Origin of the sequence: Sulfurimonas sp. HSL3-2 (assembly GCF_039645965.1) — a bacterium.
Lineage (GTDB): Bacteria > Campylobacterota > Campylobacteria > Campylobacterales > Sulfurimonadaceae > Hydrocurvibacter > Hydrocurvibacter mobilis.
This window is the reverse complement of record NZ_CP147917.1, coordinates 149,534-165,923: the sequence shown is the minus strand read 5'-3', so window position 1 is coordinate 165,923 and position 16,390 is coordinate 149,534. Positions and strand designations below refer to the sequence as shown.

Below are 16,390 nucleotides of genomic sequence, written 5' to 3'. Positions count from 1 at the left end.
CTACTCTTTTTGGTAATGGCTTTGCCGTTACTTGCCGACAGTGTCTATTTGGTACATGATAATGACTTGCCTTTTGATTCAGATGACCATTATAGTGCCGGACTTCAGATCGGTTGGATGAGTGACACATACAACGGCAAGATGAGCAATGGGTTTGGTCAGGCTTATGTCGAGTTTTTGAGCAACATACTGGAACTCGCAGGTGCATCTTTTACTAGCCGTAAACGCGCAGGTACCATAAGTGTACAGGAGATGATCATCACCCCGAAAGATCTTACAAAGAGTGAACCAATATACAATGATGTTCCCTACATGGGCCTACTCAGCAATAGTTTTTCGCTTTTGTCTTGGGATAAGGATGATTTTGACGAATACCGTTTAACTATCGGTATGGTAGGCCCGGACTCAGGAGCCGAGAAGCTGCAAAAAACCGTTCATACTATCGTCGGATCAACCGATCCAAAAGGATGGAACAATCAACTAGGAACCAGAGTAGTCACACAACTTGGCTATATCCACGGCATCAAACAATTTATGGGCAGTTACAAGCATTCACAGCGTTTTGAATGGTTTAACAGCTATTATGCAGATGTCGGTAATTTTTACTGCGGAGCCGGTGTAGGCAGCTCTATACGCTATGGACACAATATGCCCTATAATTTTGAAAGTGTGAGTGGACTATTTAATAGCTCAAAAGGTGATATGATAGAACTTGATCAAAAAAATAGTTCGATAGGATGGGATATACACGGAGGCGTTCATTTAAATGCTATTGCATACCTTTACCTTTATGACGAGAGTAAACGGTTCGGTTACAGTTATGAGCGTCCCTACTTTTTACCTATAGTTAACTTTGGTGTGAGCTGGTATATGAAAAACTTTAGTTTAGCAATAGATTTTTTTCCATCTCAACCAACGGTTGCGAATCCTCAATCAGCAAGTTTTGCCCGCATCAACCTATCTTTACAATTTAATTGAGAATGTATTCCTAATTTAAGATCAGGGTACGGTTTGGGTACGGTTTAGTATATAAATAGATATATCTACATATCATTTTCAAAATAAGGAAATCCCTAAAAAAGCCGCTGTATAGCACTACATATACCTAGGTATAAGATACCAAAGTAAGTCTTAGGATCTGGTGCCTCACGGTGTGGAGGTTCAATTCTTCTCATCTTCACCATCTATCATGTGTAGATACTTTCAAAAACTTTCAATACAATCAAAACTCATTTAAAAATTACACTTCAATATTCATTTAATTGCTAATCCAACTTTTATTCTATTTATACGGCTTTAAGATTTTTTATCTATAATTCAAAACGTTAAGTTCAACTTAACGTTTTTTAGATTTAAAATAGATGGAGTTACAATGCCTAGACAAATACCATGGTGGATCGGTGGAATAGCTATGAGTTTGCTGTTCTTTTTTAGTTTTTCAAGTATTGGGGCGGATCGTCCGATAGGGGCTTCTACAGGGATGGCTTATCTTTCAACAGTACTGTTCGGACTTGACTCTAATAATTATATGTATACCGCAGAGATAGAAAAATCGGGAGCTTGGGAAGGTGTAATGCTCATAGGTGCATTTTTCGGCGGACTTTTTATGTCTGTTTTTGTCACAAAATCATTTCATATCAGCTATATACCGACACTCTGGAAGGAGAGAAAGAACAGCTCTGTAAAATCTCGTATGATCTGGAGTTTTATTGCAGGGTTTTTAATGGTTTTCGGAGCTAGACTCGCTGGAGGATGCAATGCAGGACATATACTTTCAGGAGGAAGCCAACTAGCTATTAGCGGTATTATCTTTGCCATTGTAGCACTCGGTACTGGTGTGATTACCGGAAGGTTTTTTTATAAGAAAAAGGTTTGTAAAAATGATAGATAGTATTTCTAAGATGTTTGATGTAGTTGCTCATGAAGGTCACGGTTCTGTGTGGATAGTGTTGCTAATCGGATTTTTCTTCGGTGCGATCATTTTATATTCAAGGCTTGATAAGTTTGAGAAGATGGCCGGATTTATGATATTTGAAGACACTTTGGTCCCGAGAATGGCTATGACAACAGTAGCACTCTCTAGTGTGGGATTTTATTTTTTAGTTCAAAACGGTTATGCAAGCTATTCCGTAAAACCGATTTTTCTTAGTGGTCTTATCATCGGAGCCATACTTTTTGGAATAGGTTTGGTAATACTGGGAAAATGTCCCTCTGCTTTTTTTGTCTCGGTTTCAGAAGGAAGAGTAGATGCTTTCGTAGGTGTTATAGGCGGAATGGTCGGAGGAGCAGTTTTTACATTTGCTTATCCATGGATAAAAGAGTTAATGAGGCCTGATCTAGGAAAACCTCAACTCATACATTTTTTCTCAGAATACTCTTTGATTATTGTACTTATATTTAGTGTCGTACTCTTACTCACAGCATACTTTTTGCCGACTTTAGAGTATAAGGATCCAGCAGATTTTAAAAATGAAAAGATATGAAAAAGATTAGATAGTCAACTTAGGATGTAGAGGTGCAACTCCTCTCCTCCATACTAGCAAAAATATTCTAAACTTCTATCTTAGAGATGACAGACTTCAGTTGTACACCACAAAAAATAAACAGCACTGATGATACAAATATACCAGAGAAATCTTTTATTGTTCTCTGCTTCCTCTTGTAATAACATTGTTTTTCCTTGTTTTATTTTGTATTACTTTATGTATTATAGCTACTTTTTGGAAAAATAATCACATAAATCTATAAAAAATAAAAAAAAACATAAAAAACTAATATGGCGTATGGATAGAAAATTATAAAGTTAAATGAAGAAAAAACTATATCCACCGTTACTTATCAGCGAAGGATACAACTTACAAAAAGGGATGATGCTCTTTTGGCATTAGGCTCAAAGCATCATCATGAAGATAAATAATTCAGCTCATCGTCTGGTATTTATGTTCAAGAACCTCTTTGTACTCTTCGTAGATCGTTTCGACAGGTCTGTTTTTATACATCTTTAATATCTCGCGTGCAAAATCAAGCGGATAATCAACGACTTGTCCTACATTTCTTTCAAATACCTCTTCAAGTACCTCATACATCTTTTCATATATATCCGGATTTTCTGCCTTTAACCTCTCCAGATTTTCTTGTACCGTTATAAGTGCAGCATCATTAAATTCACCGCGTTCGTGAATCGTTTTACGTTTTTCTACATACTCTCTTAAATCTTTGCGATTACGAATGTAATCTGTAAACATCTCTATAAGCATAAACACCCCTTTGTCAGTTTCTTATGAACACATTCTAATACCTAAACAAAGCAATAGTATAGCACCGAAATAATATTTACAAATAAGTGAGTGCATAAAATTAACAATTTCAATTTAAAAATGTTAAAAACTAGATACAATCTATGTTTATTGAGAATATATTGAGAAAAAAATGCGATAATTAATAATAGTCGTGTATAAATAAAATAGTTATGATGATAATAATGTTGTTCTATAATAGGAAACAGATAATTGATGAAAACACAAAATGCAGGTACCCAAGAAAAAGATTTTGAAAGATTTAATCCTTTTATTAACGGCTCTTCCTTTATATTTCTATCGTGGATAATAGATAAAGAGTGGAGTTTAAACTATGTTTCAAAGAACATTCAGCAATTCGGTTACACACAAGAAGATTTTTTAAATAATACAAAACAATATATCCAGATAATTCACCATGAAGACCGCAATCGTGTCATACTGGAAATACAGACCAATAAAAACAAACCGCACATAGATTGTTTTAACCAGATGTATCGCATTATCTCTTTTAACGGCGATATTCGCTGGGTAGACGTTCATACGATCATTGAAAGAGATGATGCAGACAATGCTGTCAATTTTTTTACTATCATCAAAGATATAACAGAAAAACGAACAGTCGAACGGCAACTCATCCATAGTGAAAAAAGATTTCAAAGTATCATGAAGCAGACTATTTCCAATGTTTCGAACTATTCATTACAAGAGCTTCACAACATGAGTATCTTGACTCAAGCAGTGAAACAGACAGATGATATGGTCCGCATCACTGATTCTAGCGGAGTCATACTCTTTGCAAACGATGCTCTGCTAAAGCACTCAGGTTATACCTTGGAAGAAACCATCGGACAGACACCGCGAATGTTCAAGTCCGGTGAACATGACGATCTCTTTTATAAAAAATTCTGGCAGACTATTCAAAACGGTCAAACGTACAGCAGTGTTTTTATAAATAGAAAAAAAGACGGAACCATCTACCATGAAGCTGAAACAATATCTCCCATTACAGATGAAAAGTCAAATATCCAATACTATGTAGCTACCGGAAAAGATATCTCTGATCGGATTGCATTAGAACATGATCTCCATCAGCAAGCGACAACCGACCTTTTGACCGGCATCTATAATCGGCAAAAATTTCTCGAAGTTATCGAGGCAGAGGTAGATAAATTAAAACGCTATAATAGTACATTTGCTCTTATAATGATAGACATCGATCATTTTAAAGATATAAACGACAACTACGGCCATGATGCAGGTGACAGGATCTTAAAAAGTATATGTGAAGTGATCGATTCAAAGATTAGAAGAAGCGATATATTTGCAAGATGGGGCGGTGAAGAATTTATGATCCTCGCTCCCGGACTTAGCAACAAGGATGAAGTGATCGCAGTAGCACAAAAGATAAGAGTCAGTGTCGAAGCTTCTCTTTTTGATCATGTCAGTAAGGTCACTATTAGTCTTGGGATCACTCTTCCAAAAGCAGATGATACTGTCAAAGATATTTTTAAACGTGTAGATGACGCACTTTATCAAGCGAAGCATAATGGGCGTAACCAGATCCATTTTATTTAATACATTTTATACAATAAGAGAATACTAATTATGAATATTGAGCCAAAAAACAAACTGCACCTAATAAAAATACTTTATATAGTTGAAAAGGGAGTAGAACACGATTATCATGTTATGCCGTTTGAACTACTGTGCGATCGTGTCCATATTACCGACTATAAAGACTCATTGAAGCATTATTTAGAGATAAAACCTAATGTTGTGATGATACACGTTGTTGAAGATTATCACTTATGTGAAGATATAATCAAAAAAATCAAACAAGTAGATACAGAAGCTGCCTTTTTAATCCTTGCTTCCGAAGCACTTCGAGATGCGATATCCAATTCTGATTGCGCAAATAACGTAACACTGCTTTTTGAACCGATCCAATTAGAAGATATGGAAAAAGCCCTTGAAGATATTGTAAATACAATGCGCATAATCTATTTCATGGAAGATAAGATCTCATTTGAGCCTCACAATAGTCTACTCATCCATAAAGATAAACATATAGAACTTACTACAAAAGAGAATAAGCTCCTTTCATATCTGATTCAAAACAGTAATAGAATCGTCAGCTATGATGAGATCGAAAATTATGTCTGGGATAATATGTATATGAACAGAAATACATTGACAAGTATTATAAGCAATATAAGAAAGAAAGCCGGCAATGCGAACTTGATTAAAAATTATTCTAATCAAGGATATAAGGTAGCTACTGAAAACATATTTATTAAGTAATCCTTTTAAAAAATTGATTATCAACTTTTTATCAACTTCTTTATTAAATTATCGATTATAGGCTTTTCAAATCTCTTTCCACACAATAAAAAACAACTTTTTTGATATACTATCGACCAATATAACCTAGGAATCATTATGCCAAAAACATTAAAAAATTTTATATTTATGATCAATATAATTCTTTTATCATCACTTTTTGTCCTGATATTTATTTTTACGACATATCTTCATACTTCTCTAGCTGAAAAGAATGCTATCAAACACGCGAATGCGGTTTCAAACCAAGTCTTCACATCCATGTATCAGGTCATGAAAAAAGGATGGAGCAGAGATGATCTTAATGAGTTTATGTACTCACTAAGAGAGAACTTTAACGACTCAAACTATGTGATCAACATCTATAGAGGCGATCTTGTCAAAGAACTTTTCGGAACCGTTAGTGAAAACAAAAAAGACGCCATAATCGAGCGTGCTCTTTTAACCGGAAAGAAAGAAAGTATAAGCGAAGACGGGAACCTCAGAAACCTTTTACCTTTAAATGCAAGAAACGAGTGTCTGAGATGCCATGTCAACGCAAAAGTCGGTGATACGCTCGGCGTCATTGAGGTTCAGCAAAATCTGATCAATATTATCAAAGAGACCTTTTTAGAGTATGTCTATTTCTTCTTGATCGTTCTTCCGCTGTTTGCACTTGCAGCTTTTGTCGCATCAAGATACACGACAGCAAAAATAACAAATTCACTTAAACTATTTAACAATAAAGTACAAAATATCAACTCTATAAATGACTTTAAACAGTTCGACTCTACAGATATCGATCTGAAATTTGAAGAAGTAAACCAGATCATTGCAAATGTAAACTTGTTGGCAGAAAAGCTGAAGACGATCGCTGTCGATAAAGACCTTCTAGAGTTTGAGGTGCAGCTTCTTGACAAGTTTATTATCACATCGGATGTAGTAAAAGACTGGCGTGATTATATAGGTGAGTTGTTAAGTGATATAAATCAGGTAATGCCTACATACACGCTTATGACGATCTTTAGAGTCGGTGATGATCAGTTCGAAGTCGATATATTTTGGTTTGGTATCCCTGAACCATCGGTAAAAGAGAAGTTTGAGCAGTATGTGCGTGAAGAGGTCAGACAGACCGAGCACTTTTTAGGATACACGGACTACAGCATCCGTCACAATATATCCGAGCACAACAGATGTATAAACAGTTCTCACTACGAGAGTTTTGCACACAGGACCAAATCACTCTTTTTAGACACACCGAAGATCGGCGGGATAGTAGGTCTCAGCGTTCAGTCGGATATTGCGGTAGACCCTATCAAACACATTGTTATCGACAGTATTTTAACGACTATGGCGAACCTTGTCGGTTCGGTTAAAGCTATCAACAAGTATACAAATGATCTTGAGTATTATGCAGCGCATGATCCGTTGACCGGTCTGTTTAATCAAAGAATATTTACAGATCTTCTGGAATATGAGATGAAAAGATCAAATCATCATCAATACCCGTTTGCACTTTTAGTCATAGACTGTGATAACTTTAAACCGATCAATGACCGTTATGGTCATGCATTCGGGGATATCTTCCTCCAAGAGTTCGCCAGACTTTTAAATGAAAACAAAAGAGATGAAGACATCCTTTCACGTTACGGAGGAGATGAGTTTACTATTATTCTTCCGGAATGTGATCTCAAAGGTGCCCTAGCCATAGCACATAAGATCGTCGATGCAATAGAAAGCTATAAACTTTTAGGCACGGACGGCAGCTATGTTGGTGTTACAGCTTCCATAGGTGTATCAATATATCCGGATCACGCGAAAACAGAAAAAGAACTGTTCCTGATCGCGGACAGTATGATGTACAAAGCAAAAGAAGAGGGTAAAAATGCTGTCAGGATACCTTCTGGTGACGACATCTTATCTGTTGTAAAAGAGCAAAAAGCGAAATCGGCACTCCTTGTCGATGCCGTGACAAACAATCGTATCGTTCCATATTTTCAGCCTATTCGTACCACAAAAAGCGGTAAGGTCGAGATACATGAACTTCTGATGCGTATTGAGATCGACGGCAGGATCATACCTGCTTACGAATTTATCGAAGTTGCCGAAAGCATGAGTATGATAAACAGAATGGACCTGATGGTTATTGAAAATGCTTTCAAAAAGATCAATGAAGAGAACTATGAGGGAATCCTGTTTATCAATCTCTCTCCAAAATCTCTGATCGTCGGAAACTACGCAGATTCTATAACAAAACTGGTGACAAAATACAACATCTCAAAAGAGAATATCGTCTTTGAGATAACAGAGAGAGAAACGGTCAAGAACTTTTCTATATTAGAAAAATTCGTCATCAATCTCAAACTAGCAGGTTATAAGTTTGCAATCGATGACTTCGGTTCGGGATTCTCATCATTTCATTACATCAAAAAATTCCCTATTGATTATCTGAAGATCGACGGCGAGTTTATTATAAATATCAATAAAGACAAGCAGGATCGTGCATTTGTCCATAGTATCTTGACGCTTGCCAAAGAGCTGAATGTACAAACAGTTGCAGAGTTCGTCGAAGATGAAGAGATAGTCGAGACACTAAAAGAGATGGAAGTAGACTATCTCCAAGGTTTCCATATCGGAAAGCCTCAAAACACTTTTTCAAATTAAACTTTTTATTTAACTAAAGAGAAAGATGAAACAAAGACTAAAAGCAAAAGCCAGACAAATAGCACAGAATCCTGCTACTAAAAAAGCGATAGTTTCGATGAAGCCTCAAAAAACTATATGGGGATTTTTAGGAGTCGTACTCTTTTTTATACTGCCTGAAGTGATCGCATTTTTTTACGGAACAGATATAACAGCGTATGCGAATGCACAACTTCTGCAACCAAACAGTACACAGATGCAGTACTATTATGAACTTCTTGTCATGATGTTTGAAGACGGCGTCAGCTGGCTCAACTTAAGTATAGGTTTCGGTCTGCTTATCTGGCTCTTTTACTAACACTGATTTTTCGCTATTCTAAGGTAAAGTAGAGCATAATTATACAAAGGTGTATAAAAGTGATTGTAAATTTTGTAGAAAAGATCGGTAGCAGTACTATAAGAGGCGGTTCGTCGATTTATGAGGCGATGAAATTTGCTGTCATCTGTATGGTCCATATGTTAAGACCAAAAAGCTACAATCCTGCGATGATCATGGTACTCACAAAACAGATATACTTTACCGCCGTCGAGATCATCCCTTTTTTCATATTTTTAGCATTTTTATTTGGTTCTATCATTATCGGTTTCGTCGTCTCTTTAGCATTTGAGTACTCTCTTCAAGACCAGATAGGTTCCATTATCATCAACTTCACACTTGATGAGTTTGCCCCGTTTTTTACCGCCCTTCTTATCTCACTTCGCTCAAGTACGGCCGTAAACACTGAGATAGCAGTTATGAAAGTAAACCATGAACTAGCGACACTTGAGCATTTTAAGATCGATCTTATCGACTATCTTTTTATCCCGAGAATATTTGCCGGGATGATAAGTGTCACTTCACTCTCCCTGATATTTGCGATCATCATGCTGAGCAGCGGGTACATTTTTACACTGTTTTATATGGGAATGGATATGAACTCCTATGTCAAGATGCTTATCAGCGCCATCGAAGTCAAAGACTTAGTTGTCCTGGTCGCAAAGAGTGCTGCATTCGGATTTGTTATCATGCTTATTCCCATATACAGCGGATTAAAAACCCTGCAAAGTTACAGTGCCATCCCTATCTCCGTCTTAAACGGTATGGTTAAGCTCTTTATCGCTATCTTTTTTATCGAGGTGTTATCATTACTTCTGCAATTAATATAAAACTGTTTCATCATTACAGTGAACTGGAAGAGTATGTAAACTCGCTTTTGGATGCGACTATAATCAAAGAGCATATCCCTCTTATATCAAACCTTGATATCATAGAAAACATCGCCATTATACAAGAGGTTCATGCCCATAAACAGGTGGTAAAAGCAGAAGCGGAAGCATTAGAGCTTTTAAAACTCATCTCATTGGAGGATATAGCTCATAAAAGAGCTCCCCAATGCAGTGAGTTCGAGATCTTCTGCGCCATGCTGCTGCGTGCGATGGTAGGTGACTGTAAAAGGATCGTGATCGTCACACCCTTTAGCTTTATCACGACACTGACCAGTATAAAAGATATAGCGGAAATTATCTATAAACTGGACATAAAAAAAGATATAATAATAGTAGATATGAAAAACAATCAGTCAAATTACGAGGGAGATTCATGCAATATAGTCGGATGAAGCTTGCAGTCGGTATCTTCGTTATTCTTCTTATAAGCGTTTTAACCATTTTTTTCTACCTTATCTTAAAAGAGAAAGGCGCTTTTGAAAAAAGATACAGCTATAACTTTTATGCTGCAAGTGCGGCTCCGTTTAAAGTCGGTATGCCTCTTTCATATTCCGGTTTTGACATAGGAACTATCGATGACATAAAACTCACCGATGACGGCAATGTCCATCTTGTGTTTTCAGTCGCAAAAGAAAACAGCAAATGGGTTTGCGACTACTCTATGCTTCTGCTGGTAAAACCGCTTATCGGATCTCCGCATATAGAAGTCTTGACAACAGTAGGCAACACCCCTTTAAAACCAAACTCGACCTTAGAACTGTTAGAAAGCGACGATATCAACGATATGATCACAAAACTTCAACCTGCTATCACGAAGATGATCAAGATCATCGACAATATCGAAGCTATCACCTCAAGGCTCTCAAGCGATAGCGGTGAACTTGTGCATACGATGAAGAACATCGATACTTTCACGAGCCGTATTGCACACAATAAATCGCTGCTTACAAGCATAACAGGTGATCAAAACAGTACCGATGCGCTTATAGCTTCTTTAAACGACACACAAAAGACTATGAAGCAGATCCATGAGATCAGCATCAAACTAGACAAGATCATGGGCGGACTTGACGACAGTATAGTGAAACCTTCCAGCGAAGCACTAAAAAACCTAAACATCATCATGAAAGACATACAGCAAAAACTAAAAACACTAGACGGTACTGTAAAGGCTGTCGGCGGTTACAACAAAGACTTGACAACTATAAAAGAGCAGATAGTGATAGGCATCGACAAGACAAATAAAGTAATGGACAAAGTAGACGCCCTGCTCCAAGACGATAAAAAAAGCGAGGTCGTGCTACCATGATAAGATATATCCTCCTTGCATGCAGCCTTCTTTTACTCAGTGCCTGCTCTTTTACGACACCAAAAAATGATTGGCAGATAAATAGCATCAACGCCTATGAGAGCTATAAAAAATACTATCTCAAAGGTGAAGACAATCTGGCAAACACAGATATGAAACGTGCCGTAAAATATGCAAAACAAAGTGCAGACCTAAATACACTAGCGAGGATTTATCTCAGTGAATGTGCCTTACATGTAAGCGTTTTAGAAGATGACGACTGTAAGAAGTACAAAGAGTTAGATGATCTTGTAACATCCGATGAACTCCGCAGCTACTCCCTATTCTTACAAAACAAGATCACCAAAGATGATATAAAAAATCTGCCGTCAAGGTATCAGGACTTTTCAGAATATGTACAGAAAAAAGAGTATATAAATGCTCAAAAAGAGTTAGAGAAGATGGATGACATAGTCTCGAAGATGGTAGCTGCTTCTTTGATCAGAGAGTATTTGGATCCCAAAAGTATAAAAAATATCATCGATGAAGCATCATTTTACGGGTATAAAAAAGCTGTAATAAACTGGATGAAGTTTTATGAGACAAAAGTAACTGATTCTACTGAAAGGGATCTGATAAATAAGAAGTTGAAAATCTTAAATCACTAAAAGTGATATTGGGGACGTATCACTTTTAGATCAAGCTTTGAATTTTAAGGATTAGTAAAATTTTACACAAAAATAGTTACAGTAGTGTTAATAAAAAAAATAATATATCTTTTTACAGTTTTTTTTATATTTTATCGGATAAGATACCGTTAAAGTCCATATTTTCATAAATAGCTTAATCAAGGATTAAAAATGAGTATTAAACAATGTTCTTCACTCGAAGAGGTAAGAGAAGAGATAGATAAACTGGACGATCAAATTGTCGAACTCATAGCAAAAAGAAACCGCTATATTCATCAAGCAGCTTCTTTTAAAGAGAGTGTCGAAGAGGTAAAAGCTCCAGAACGCGTCGATGCCGTTATACAAAAAGTACGCAGTAAAGCCCTTTCGCTTAATCTTTCTCCAAACCTTATATCTAAACTCTACAAGATCATGATCAACGAGATGGTTGAATCTGAGATAGCAGAGTTTAGAAACGGCGGTAAATTTTAATGAAGCTATTTTTAGCATTACTATTTTTTTCTTTCACTCTTTTCGCATCACAGGGGTTCATATCCGTAAGTGAACTTCAACAAAAGATAAACGACTCAAACTTAGTTCTTCTAGACGTTACTGACTATAAAACATATAAAAAAGGGCACATAAATAATGCCCTGCAGGTAGATATTGCAAAATTTAGAAATAAAGTCGGCTCATACCAGATCATGAAATCCTCAAATGAGATAGAAAAACTGGCTCAATCACTCGGTATAAATAATGATTCTGAGATAGTAATATATGGACACGGTAATGAAAAAGAACTCCTGCAAGAGAGCTATGTCGCACTCGCCCTTATAGTAAACGGTGCGAAAAATATATCTATTTTAGACGGCGGATACTTGGCATGGACATTCCAAAGCAATCTTTTATCGTCAACAGACACTGTCTCTGCACGTAAAGGGAACTTTACAGCAGAATACAATCCAAATATCCTAGTCGATATTGACTATGTAAAAAACAGCATAGGCAAAGTCGCTATGCTAGATGCACGTCCGACCGGTCTATACTATGGGACAGCACTTTCAAAAGGTGTAAAACGTGCAGGACACATTAAAGGTGCTATGTCGAGTTTTTGGGGAGATAAGTTTTTAAAAGATGAGACTCTGCGCTCTGATGATGAACTAAAAGAGATCTTTTTAACCGGATACGGACTAAACAGTGATGATGAAGTGATACTTTACTGTACCGGTGGGTTACAGGCTTCTATGAACTGGTATATTCTTTACAGTCATCTGGGTTTTAAAAATGCTAAACTCTATGATGCTTCGTTAAGGGAGTGGGGAAATAGTGATGATACTCCGATGGAGCGTTTTAAGTGGGAACTATTTAAGAAGTAAGACCTTACATGCAAAGTGCCTTTTGGGTATAAAAGCTTACATGTAAGGAGTAACAATTACTTATATCTATAAGTAATACGACCTTTATCTAGACTGTATGGAGTTAGTTCTAGTTTTACACGGTCACCCGGTAATATCTTTATATAGTGCATACGCATCTTTCCAGCGATATGACACAAGATAATGTGACCATTATCAAGCTCTACACGAAATGTTGCATTTGGTAAAGCTTCAACAATCTTGCCATCAACCTCGATAACATCTGATTTTGCCATCTTTAAATCCTTGTTTCTCTTATGGTAGAGATAAAATTTCAGCCTTGCCACCAACTACAGCGACAGTATGCTCATAATGTGAACCGCGTAAACCGTCGGTACTAACTACATCCCAGCCGTTATCTAAGATAATAGGCTTTGACTCTTTTTGACATATCATCGGTTCTATACAAAAAACCATACCATTTTTGATTTTTGGACCAGCTTTGGGATTGCCTCCCTCAAGATAGTTTGGAATCTCTGGCTCTTCATGAGGTTTTTTGCCGATACCGTGACCGCAAAAATTTCTTAGAGGAACAAAGCCTCTATCGAGTATAAAGTTCTCAAGTAAAAGAGACAACTCTTTAAAACGCATCCCCTCTTTGATGTTTTCAATAGCATAATACAAGCTGTCTTTCGCACATGCGATCAACGCCTCGTCCTCTGCACTTATCTTGCCAACACCGACAGAGATCGCTGCATCTCCAAAATAACCGTCAAGTTCAGTGCCGATATCGTAGCCGATAGTGTCACCCTCTTGCAGTCTATAGTCAGACGGGATCCCGTGAATTATAACCTCATTTAAAGATGTACACACGGCATTTGGAAAACCGTACAGACCTTTAAAAGATGGTTTTGCACCGTGACTTCTGATATAATCTTCAGCCATAGCATCTAACTCTTTTAATGAAATTCCGACTTTTGTATTTTCTTGAAGAAGTTTTAAAGCGCCGCCAACAATCTTGTTAGCGGCTCGAAGTTTTTCTATCTCTTGAGGTTTTCTAAGAGCAATTGCCATTTTTACAAGCCAACCGCGCTTAGAGTTTCGTATTTACTCATATATATCTGAGCTTCAATCTTTCTCATCGTATCAAGTGCGACTTGAACAACGATCAGTACTGCCGTTCCACCGAAGTAAAACGGAACACCCATACCTTTGATGATCATAAAAGGCAGTGTCGCCACTAGACCTAAGTAAAGAGCACCTGTAAAAGTAAGGTTGCTAGCTGTCGTATTTAAAAAGTTTTTAGTTGCTTCACCGGTACGGATACCAGGGATAAAGCCGCCTTGACGTTTTAAATTCTCAGATATATCTTTTGCATTGAATGTGATCGATGAGTAAAAGAACGCAAAGAACACAACAAACAAAAATGTTAAAAATTCAAAGAAGTAACTACCAGGACTCATGAAATCCGCTACTGCTTGTACTGTAGGATTCTGACTGCTTGAAAGCACTGTCATCGGAAACATAAGTATCGCACTAGCAAAGATAACAGGAATAACACCTGATAGATTCACTTTGATCGGAATATAGTTCATCACACGTTTGTTTTGATTTTGCATCATAGTCTTTTTAGCGTATGTAACAGGTACACGACGCTCTCCAAGCTCAACATATATGATTACACCTATTGTTCCAAGGATTAGAGCAACAACAGCGATAAGAGTGATAAAACTCATCTCACCTGTATTGATCATTGTAAATGTATGTCCTATAGCAGTAGGAATAGCTGATACGATACCAGCAAAGATAATTAAAGATATACCGTTTCCGATACCGCTTTGAGTTATCTGTTCTCCTATCCACATAAGAAGCATAGTTCCGGCAAGCATAGAAACTGCAGACAATAAAAGGAATGTGTTATGATCTATTAAGATAGCACTATTTCCGCTTGGTCCAGTCATACTTTGTAAACCTATACTTACTCCGATAGCTTGAACGATTGTGATTACGATAGTCGCATAACGAATGATCTGCATATATTTCACCATACCGTCACGCTCTTTTTTCATTTGAGCCAGGTTAGGGAATGTCGCCGCAAGAAGCTCCATAATAATAGAAGCGGTAATATAAGGCATGATTCCAAGAGAGATAATAGACAGACGTTGAACAGCGTTACCACTGAACATATTCATAAGACCTAAAGCATCATTGCTGTGGTTATCGAAGAAAGAGGCGATGACAGATGCATCAACACCAGGTACTGGCACGTATGCCAGTAAGCGGTATATGAATAAAAAACCAACCGTAATAAGTATCTTATTTACGAGATTTTTGTTCACAATTATTTACCTGTAGTTAAAACGTTTTCGTCTTTGATTTTAGATGCTAAATCTTTAGCAGTAGAACCAACTAGTTTCACTCTAACAACAGATTTTCCAAGTTTATGTACAGAACGGATAGTTTCCATAGTGATCTCTGCAAGCTCAGCAACAGCAGTTACACGCTCTACATTGATTACATATGGTTTTTGGTTTTGTACTGTAAACCCGATTTTCGGTAGACGGCGAGCTAAAGGCTGTTGTCCACCCTCGAAGTTACGTTTTCTACTGTAACCTGTACGAGCTTTTTGACCTTTGTTACCTTTACCGGCAGTTTTACCTGTACCACTTCCTTGACCGCGGCCTATTCTTTTTCTGTTAGAAATAGAACCAGCAGCAGGAGTTAAGTTTTCTAATGCCATTTATTATCCTTTAATTTTTGATAGAGCTTCGATTGTAGCACGTACCAAAGTATTTGGATTGTTTGAACCGATTGATTTAGTCAAGATATCTTGGATACCCGCTAACTCAAGAACTGGACGAGCAGCTCCACCGGCGATAACACCAGTACCTTCTGAAGCTGGCTTCAAAAGAACACGACTAGCGTTATATTTATGCTCAATATCGTGAGCTATTGTAGAACCTTTAATCTTAACAGTAGTTAAGTTTTTAAATGCATTATCAACAGCTTTACGAATAGCGTCTGGAACCTCTTTAGCTTTACCTACACCATAACCGACAGTACCGTTTTTGTTACCGACAACGATTAGTGCAGTAAAACGAAAGCGTCTACCACCTTTAACAACTTTGGTCACACGACCAATATTTACGATTGATTCTTCAAAATCTTCTCTATTGATTTCCATCATGACCCCTAGAACTTAATTTCGTTTGCACGAAGTGCTTCACCAAACGCAGCTACAACGCCGTGATATTGGTAACCATTACGATCAAAAACAATTGCAGTGATACCAGCTTTTTTAAGTGTCGCAGCAAATGCAGCACCTAACGCAGCAGCACCGTCTTTGTTTGCACGAAGACCATTTGCTTTTGAGTGAATAGCCGCCAATGTTGTTGAATTAGTATCATCAATAGCTTGTGCACTCAAATATCTATTTGAACGGAATACAGAAACACGAGGAAGTGTAGTATCACCAGATATTTTTGAACGGATACGGCGCTTACGTTGAATACGCTTTGCCAATTTCTGTTTCATAACTTTAGCATTCATCTA

At 37.2% G+C, this 16,390-nt stretch carries 20 protein-coding genes; 13 read left to right on the top strand and 7 right to left on the bottom strand.

Features of this window, described 5'->3' with window-relative positions; genetic code table 11:
- The first annotated feature begins 21 nt into the window (after window positions 1–21).
- From WCX87_RS00910 to WCX87_RS00900, 3 genes are all read left to right on the top strand, one after another.
- Window positions 22–978 carry a lipid A deacylase LpxR family protein gene (locus WCX87_RS00910; RefSeq protein ID WP_345980168.1) on the top strand — a complete coding sequence of 319 codons (957 nt, stop codon included), beginning with the start codon at window positions 22–24 and terminating at the stop codon, window positions 976–978.
- 394 nt (window positions 979–1,372) lie between these two features.
- Window positions 1,373–1,891 carry a YeeE/YedE thiosulfate transporter family protein gene (locus WCX87_RS00905; RefSeq protein ID WP_345980167.1) on the top strand — a complete coding sequence of 173 codons (519 nt, stop codon included), beginning with the start codon at window positions 1,373–1,375 and terminating at the stop codon, window positions 1,889–1,891.
- Window positions 1,881–2,483 (top strand): YeeE/YedE thiosulfate transporter family protein, encoded by a 603-nt coding sequence (locus WCX87_RS00900; RefSeq protein ID WP_345980166.1) that lies wholly within the window; start codon window positions 1,881–1,883, stop codon window positions 2,481–2,483. The genes WCX87_RS00905 and WCX87_RS00900 overlap by 11 nt, the downstream gene beginning before the upstream one ends.
- 435 nt (window positions 2,484–2,918) lie before the next feature.
- On the opposite strand, the gene WCX87_RS00895 is transcribed toward WCX87_RS00900, so the two are convergent.
- On the bottom strand, window positions 2,919–3,257 hold the full coding sequence (locus WCX87_RS00895) for a hypothetical protein (RefSeq protein ID WP_345980165.1): 339 nt from the start codon (window positions 3,255–3,257) through the stop codon (window positions 2,919–2,921).
- 255 nt (window positions 3,258–3,512) lie between these two features.
- On the opposite strand from WCX87_RS00895, the gene WCX87_RS00890 reads away from it, so the two are divergent.
- From WCX87_RS00890 to WCX87_RS00845, 10 genes are all read left to right on the top strand, one after another.
- Window positions 3,513–4,874, top strand: a complete 1,362-nt coding sequence (locus tag WCX87_RS00890) for a diguanylate cyclase (RefSeq protein WP_345980164.1) — start codon at window positions 3,513–3,515, stop codon at window positions 4,872–4,874.
- 30 nt (window positions 4,875–4,904) lie between these two features.
- Window positions 4,905–5,600 carry a winged helix-turn-helix domain-containing protein gene (locus WCX87_RS00885; RefSeq protein WP_345980163.1) on the top strand — a complete coding sequence of 232 codons (696 nt, stop codon included), beginning with the start codon at window positions 4,905–4,907 and terminating at the stop codon, window positions 5,598–5,600.
- A 138-nt stretch (window positions 5,601–5,738) separates the two neighbouring features.
- Window positions 5,739–8,282 (top strand): bifunctional diguanylate cyclase/phosphodiesterase, encoded by a 2,544-nt coding sequence (locus tag WCX87_RS00880; protein WP_345980162.1) that lies wholly within the window; start codon window positions 5,739–5,741, stop codon window positions 8,280–8,282.
- A gap of 25 nt (window positions 8,283–8,307) precedes the next feature.
- A complete protein-coding gene (locus WCX87_RS00875; RefSeq protein ID WP_345980161.1) occupies window positions 8,308–8,619 on the top strand; it encodes a hypothetical protein in 312 nt (103 codons plus the stop codon).
- 59 nt (window positions 8,620–8,678) lie between these two features.
- Window positions 8,679–9,467, top strand: coding sequence for an ABC transporter permease (locus WCX87_RS00870; protein ID WP_345980160.1), 789 nt, complete (start codon window positions 8,679–8,681; stop codon window positions 9,465–9,467).
- 47 nt (window positions 9,468–9,514) lie between these two features.
- Window positions 9,515–9,919, top strand: a complete 405-nt coding sequence (locus WCX87_RS00865; protein WP_345980159.1) for a hypothetical protein — start codon at window positions 9,515–9,517, stop codon at window positions 9,917–9,919.
- The gene (locus tag WCX87_RS00860) at window positions 9,901–10,836 is read left to right on the top strand and encodes a hypothetical protein (RefSeq protein WP_345980158.1); all 936 of its coding nucleotides are present in this window, start codon (window positions 9,901–9,903) and stop codon (window positions 10,834–10,836) included. Before WCX87_RS00865 ends, WCX87_RS00860 begins: the two co-directional genes overlap by 19 nt.
- Window positions 10,833–11,483 (top strand): hypothetical protein, encoded by a 651-nt coding sequence (locus tag WCX87_RS00855; protein ID WP_345980157.1) that lies wholly within the window; start codon window positions 10,833–10,835, stop codon window positions 11,481–11,483. Before WCX87_RS00860 ends, WCX87_RS00855 begins: the two co-directional genes overlap by 4 nt.
- A 192-nt stretch (window positions 11,484–11,675) precedes the next feature.
- Window positions 11,676–11,975, top strand: coding sequence for a chorismate mutase (locus tag WCX87_RS00850; protein WP_345980156.1), 300 nt, complete (start codon window positions 11,676–11,678; stop codon window positions 11,973–11,975).
- Window positions 11,975–12,859 carry a rhodanese-like domain-containing protein gene (locus WCX87_RS00845; RefSeq protein WP_345980155.1) on the top strand — a complete coding sequence of 295 codons (885 nt, stop codon included), beginning with the start codon at window positions 11,975–11,977 and terminating at the stop codon, window positions 12,857–12,859. Before WCX87_RS00850 ends, WCX87_RS00845 begins: the two co-directional genes overlap by 1 nt.
- Before the next feature lie 56 nt (window positions 12,860–12,915).
- On the opposite strand, the gene infA is transcribed toward WCX87_RS00845, so the two are convergent.
- Genes infA through rplR form a run of 6 tightly spaced genes read right to left on the bottom strand, consistent with a single transcriptional unit; the run spans window position 12,916 to window position 16,387 of the window.
- Window positions 12,916–13,134, bottom strand: coding sequence for a translation initiation factor IF-1 (gene infA, locus WCX87_RS00840; RefSeq protein ID WP_345980154.1), 219 nt, complete (start codon window positions 13,132–13,134; stop codon window positions 12,916–12,918).
- Between the two features lie 19 nt (window positions 13,135–13,153).
- Window positions 13,154–13,912 (bottom strand): type I methionyl aminopeptidase, encoded by a 759-nt coding sequence (gene map, locus WCX87_RS00835; protein WP_345980153.1) that lies wholly within the window; start codon window positions 13,910–13,912, stop codon window positions 13,154–13,156.
- 2 nt (window positions 13,913–13,914) lie between these two features.
- The gene (secY, locus tag WCX87_RS00830; RefSeq protein ID WP_345980152.1) at window positions 13,915–15,177 is read right to left on the bottom strand and encodes a preprotein translocase subunit SecY; all 1,263 of its coding nucleotides are present in this window, start codon (window positions 15,175–15,177) and stop codon (window positions 13,915–13,917) included.
- Between the two features lie 2 nt (window positions 15,178–15,179).
- Window positions 15,180–15,578 carry a 50S ribosomal protein L15 gene (gene rplO / locus WCX87_RS00825; RefSeq protein ID WP_345980151.1) on the bottom strand — a complete coding sequence of 133 codons (399 nt, stop codon included), beginning with the start codon at window positions 15,576–15,578 and terminating at the stop codon, window positions 15,180–15,182.
- A gap of 3 nt (window positions 15,579–15,581) precedes the next feature.
- Window positions 15,582–16,022 carry a 30S ribosomal protein S5 gene (gene rpsE / locus WCX87_RS00820; protein ID WP_345980150.1) on the bottom strand — a complete coding sequence of 147 codons (441 nt, stop codon included), beginning with the start codon at window positions 16,020–16,022 and terminating at the stop codon, window positions 15,582–15,584.
- Window positions 16,023–16,030: 8 nt separating this feature from the next.
- Entirely contained in the window at window positions 16,031–16,387 is a 357-nt protein-coding gene (gene rplR / locus WCX87_RS00815) for a 50S ribosomal protein L18 (RefSeq protein WP_345980149.1), read from the bottom strand.
- Window positions 16,388–16,390 lie beyond the last annotated feature (3 nt).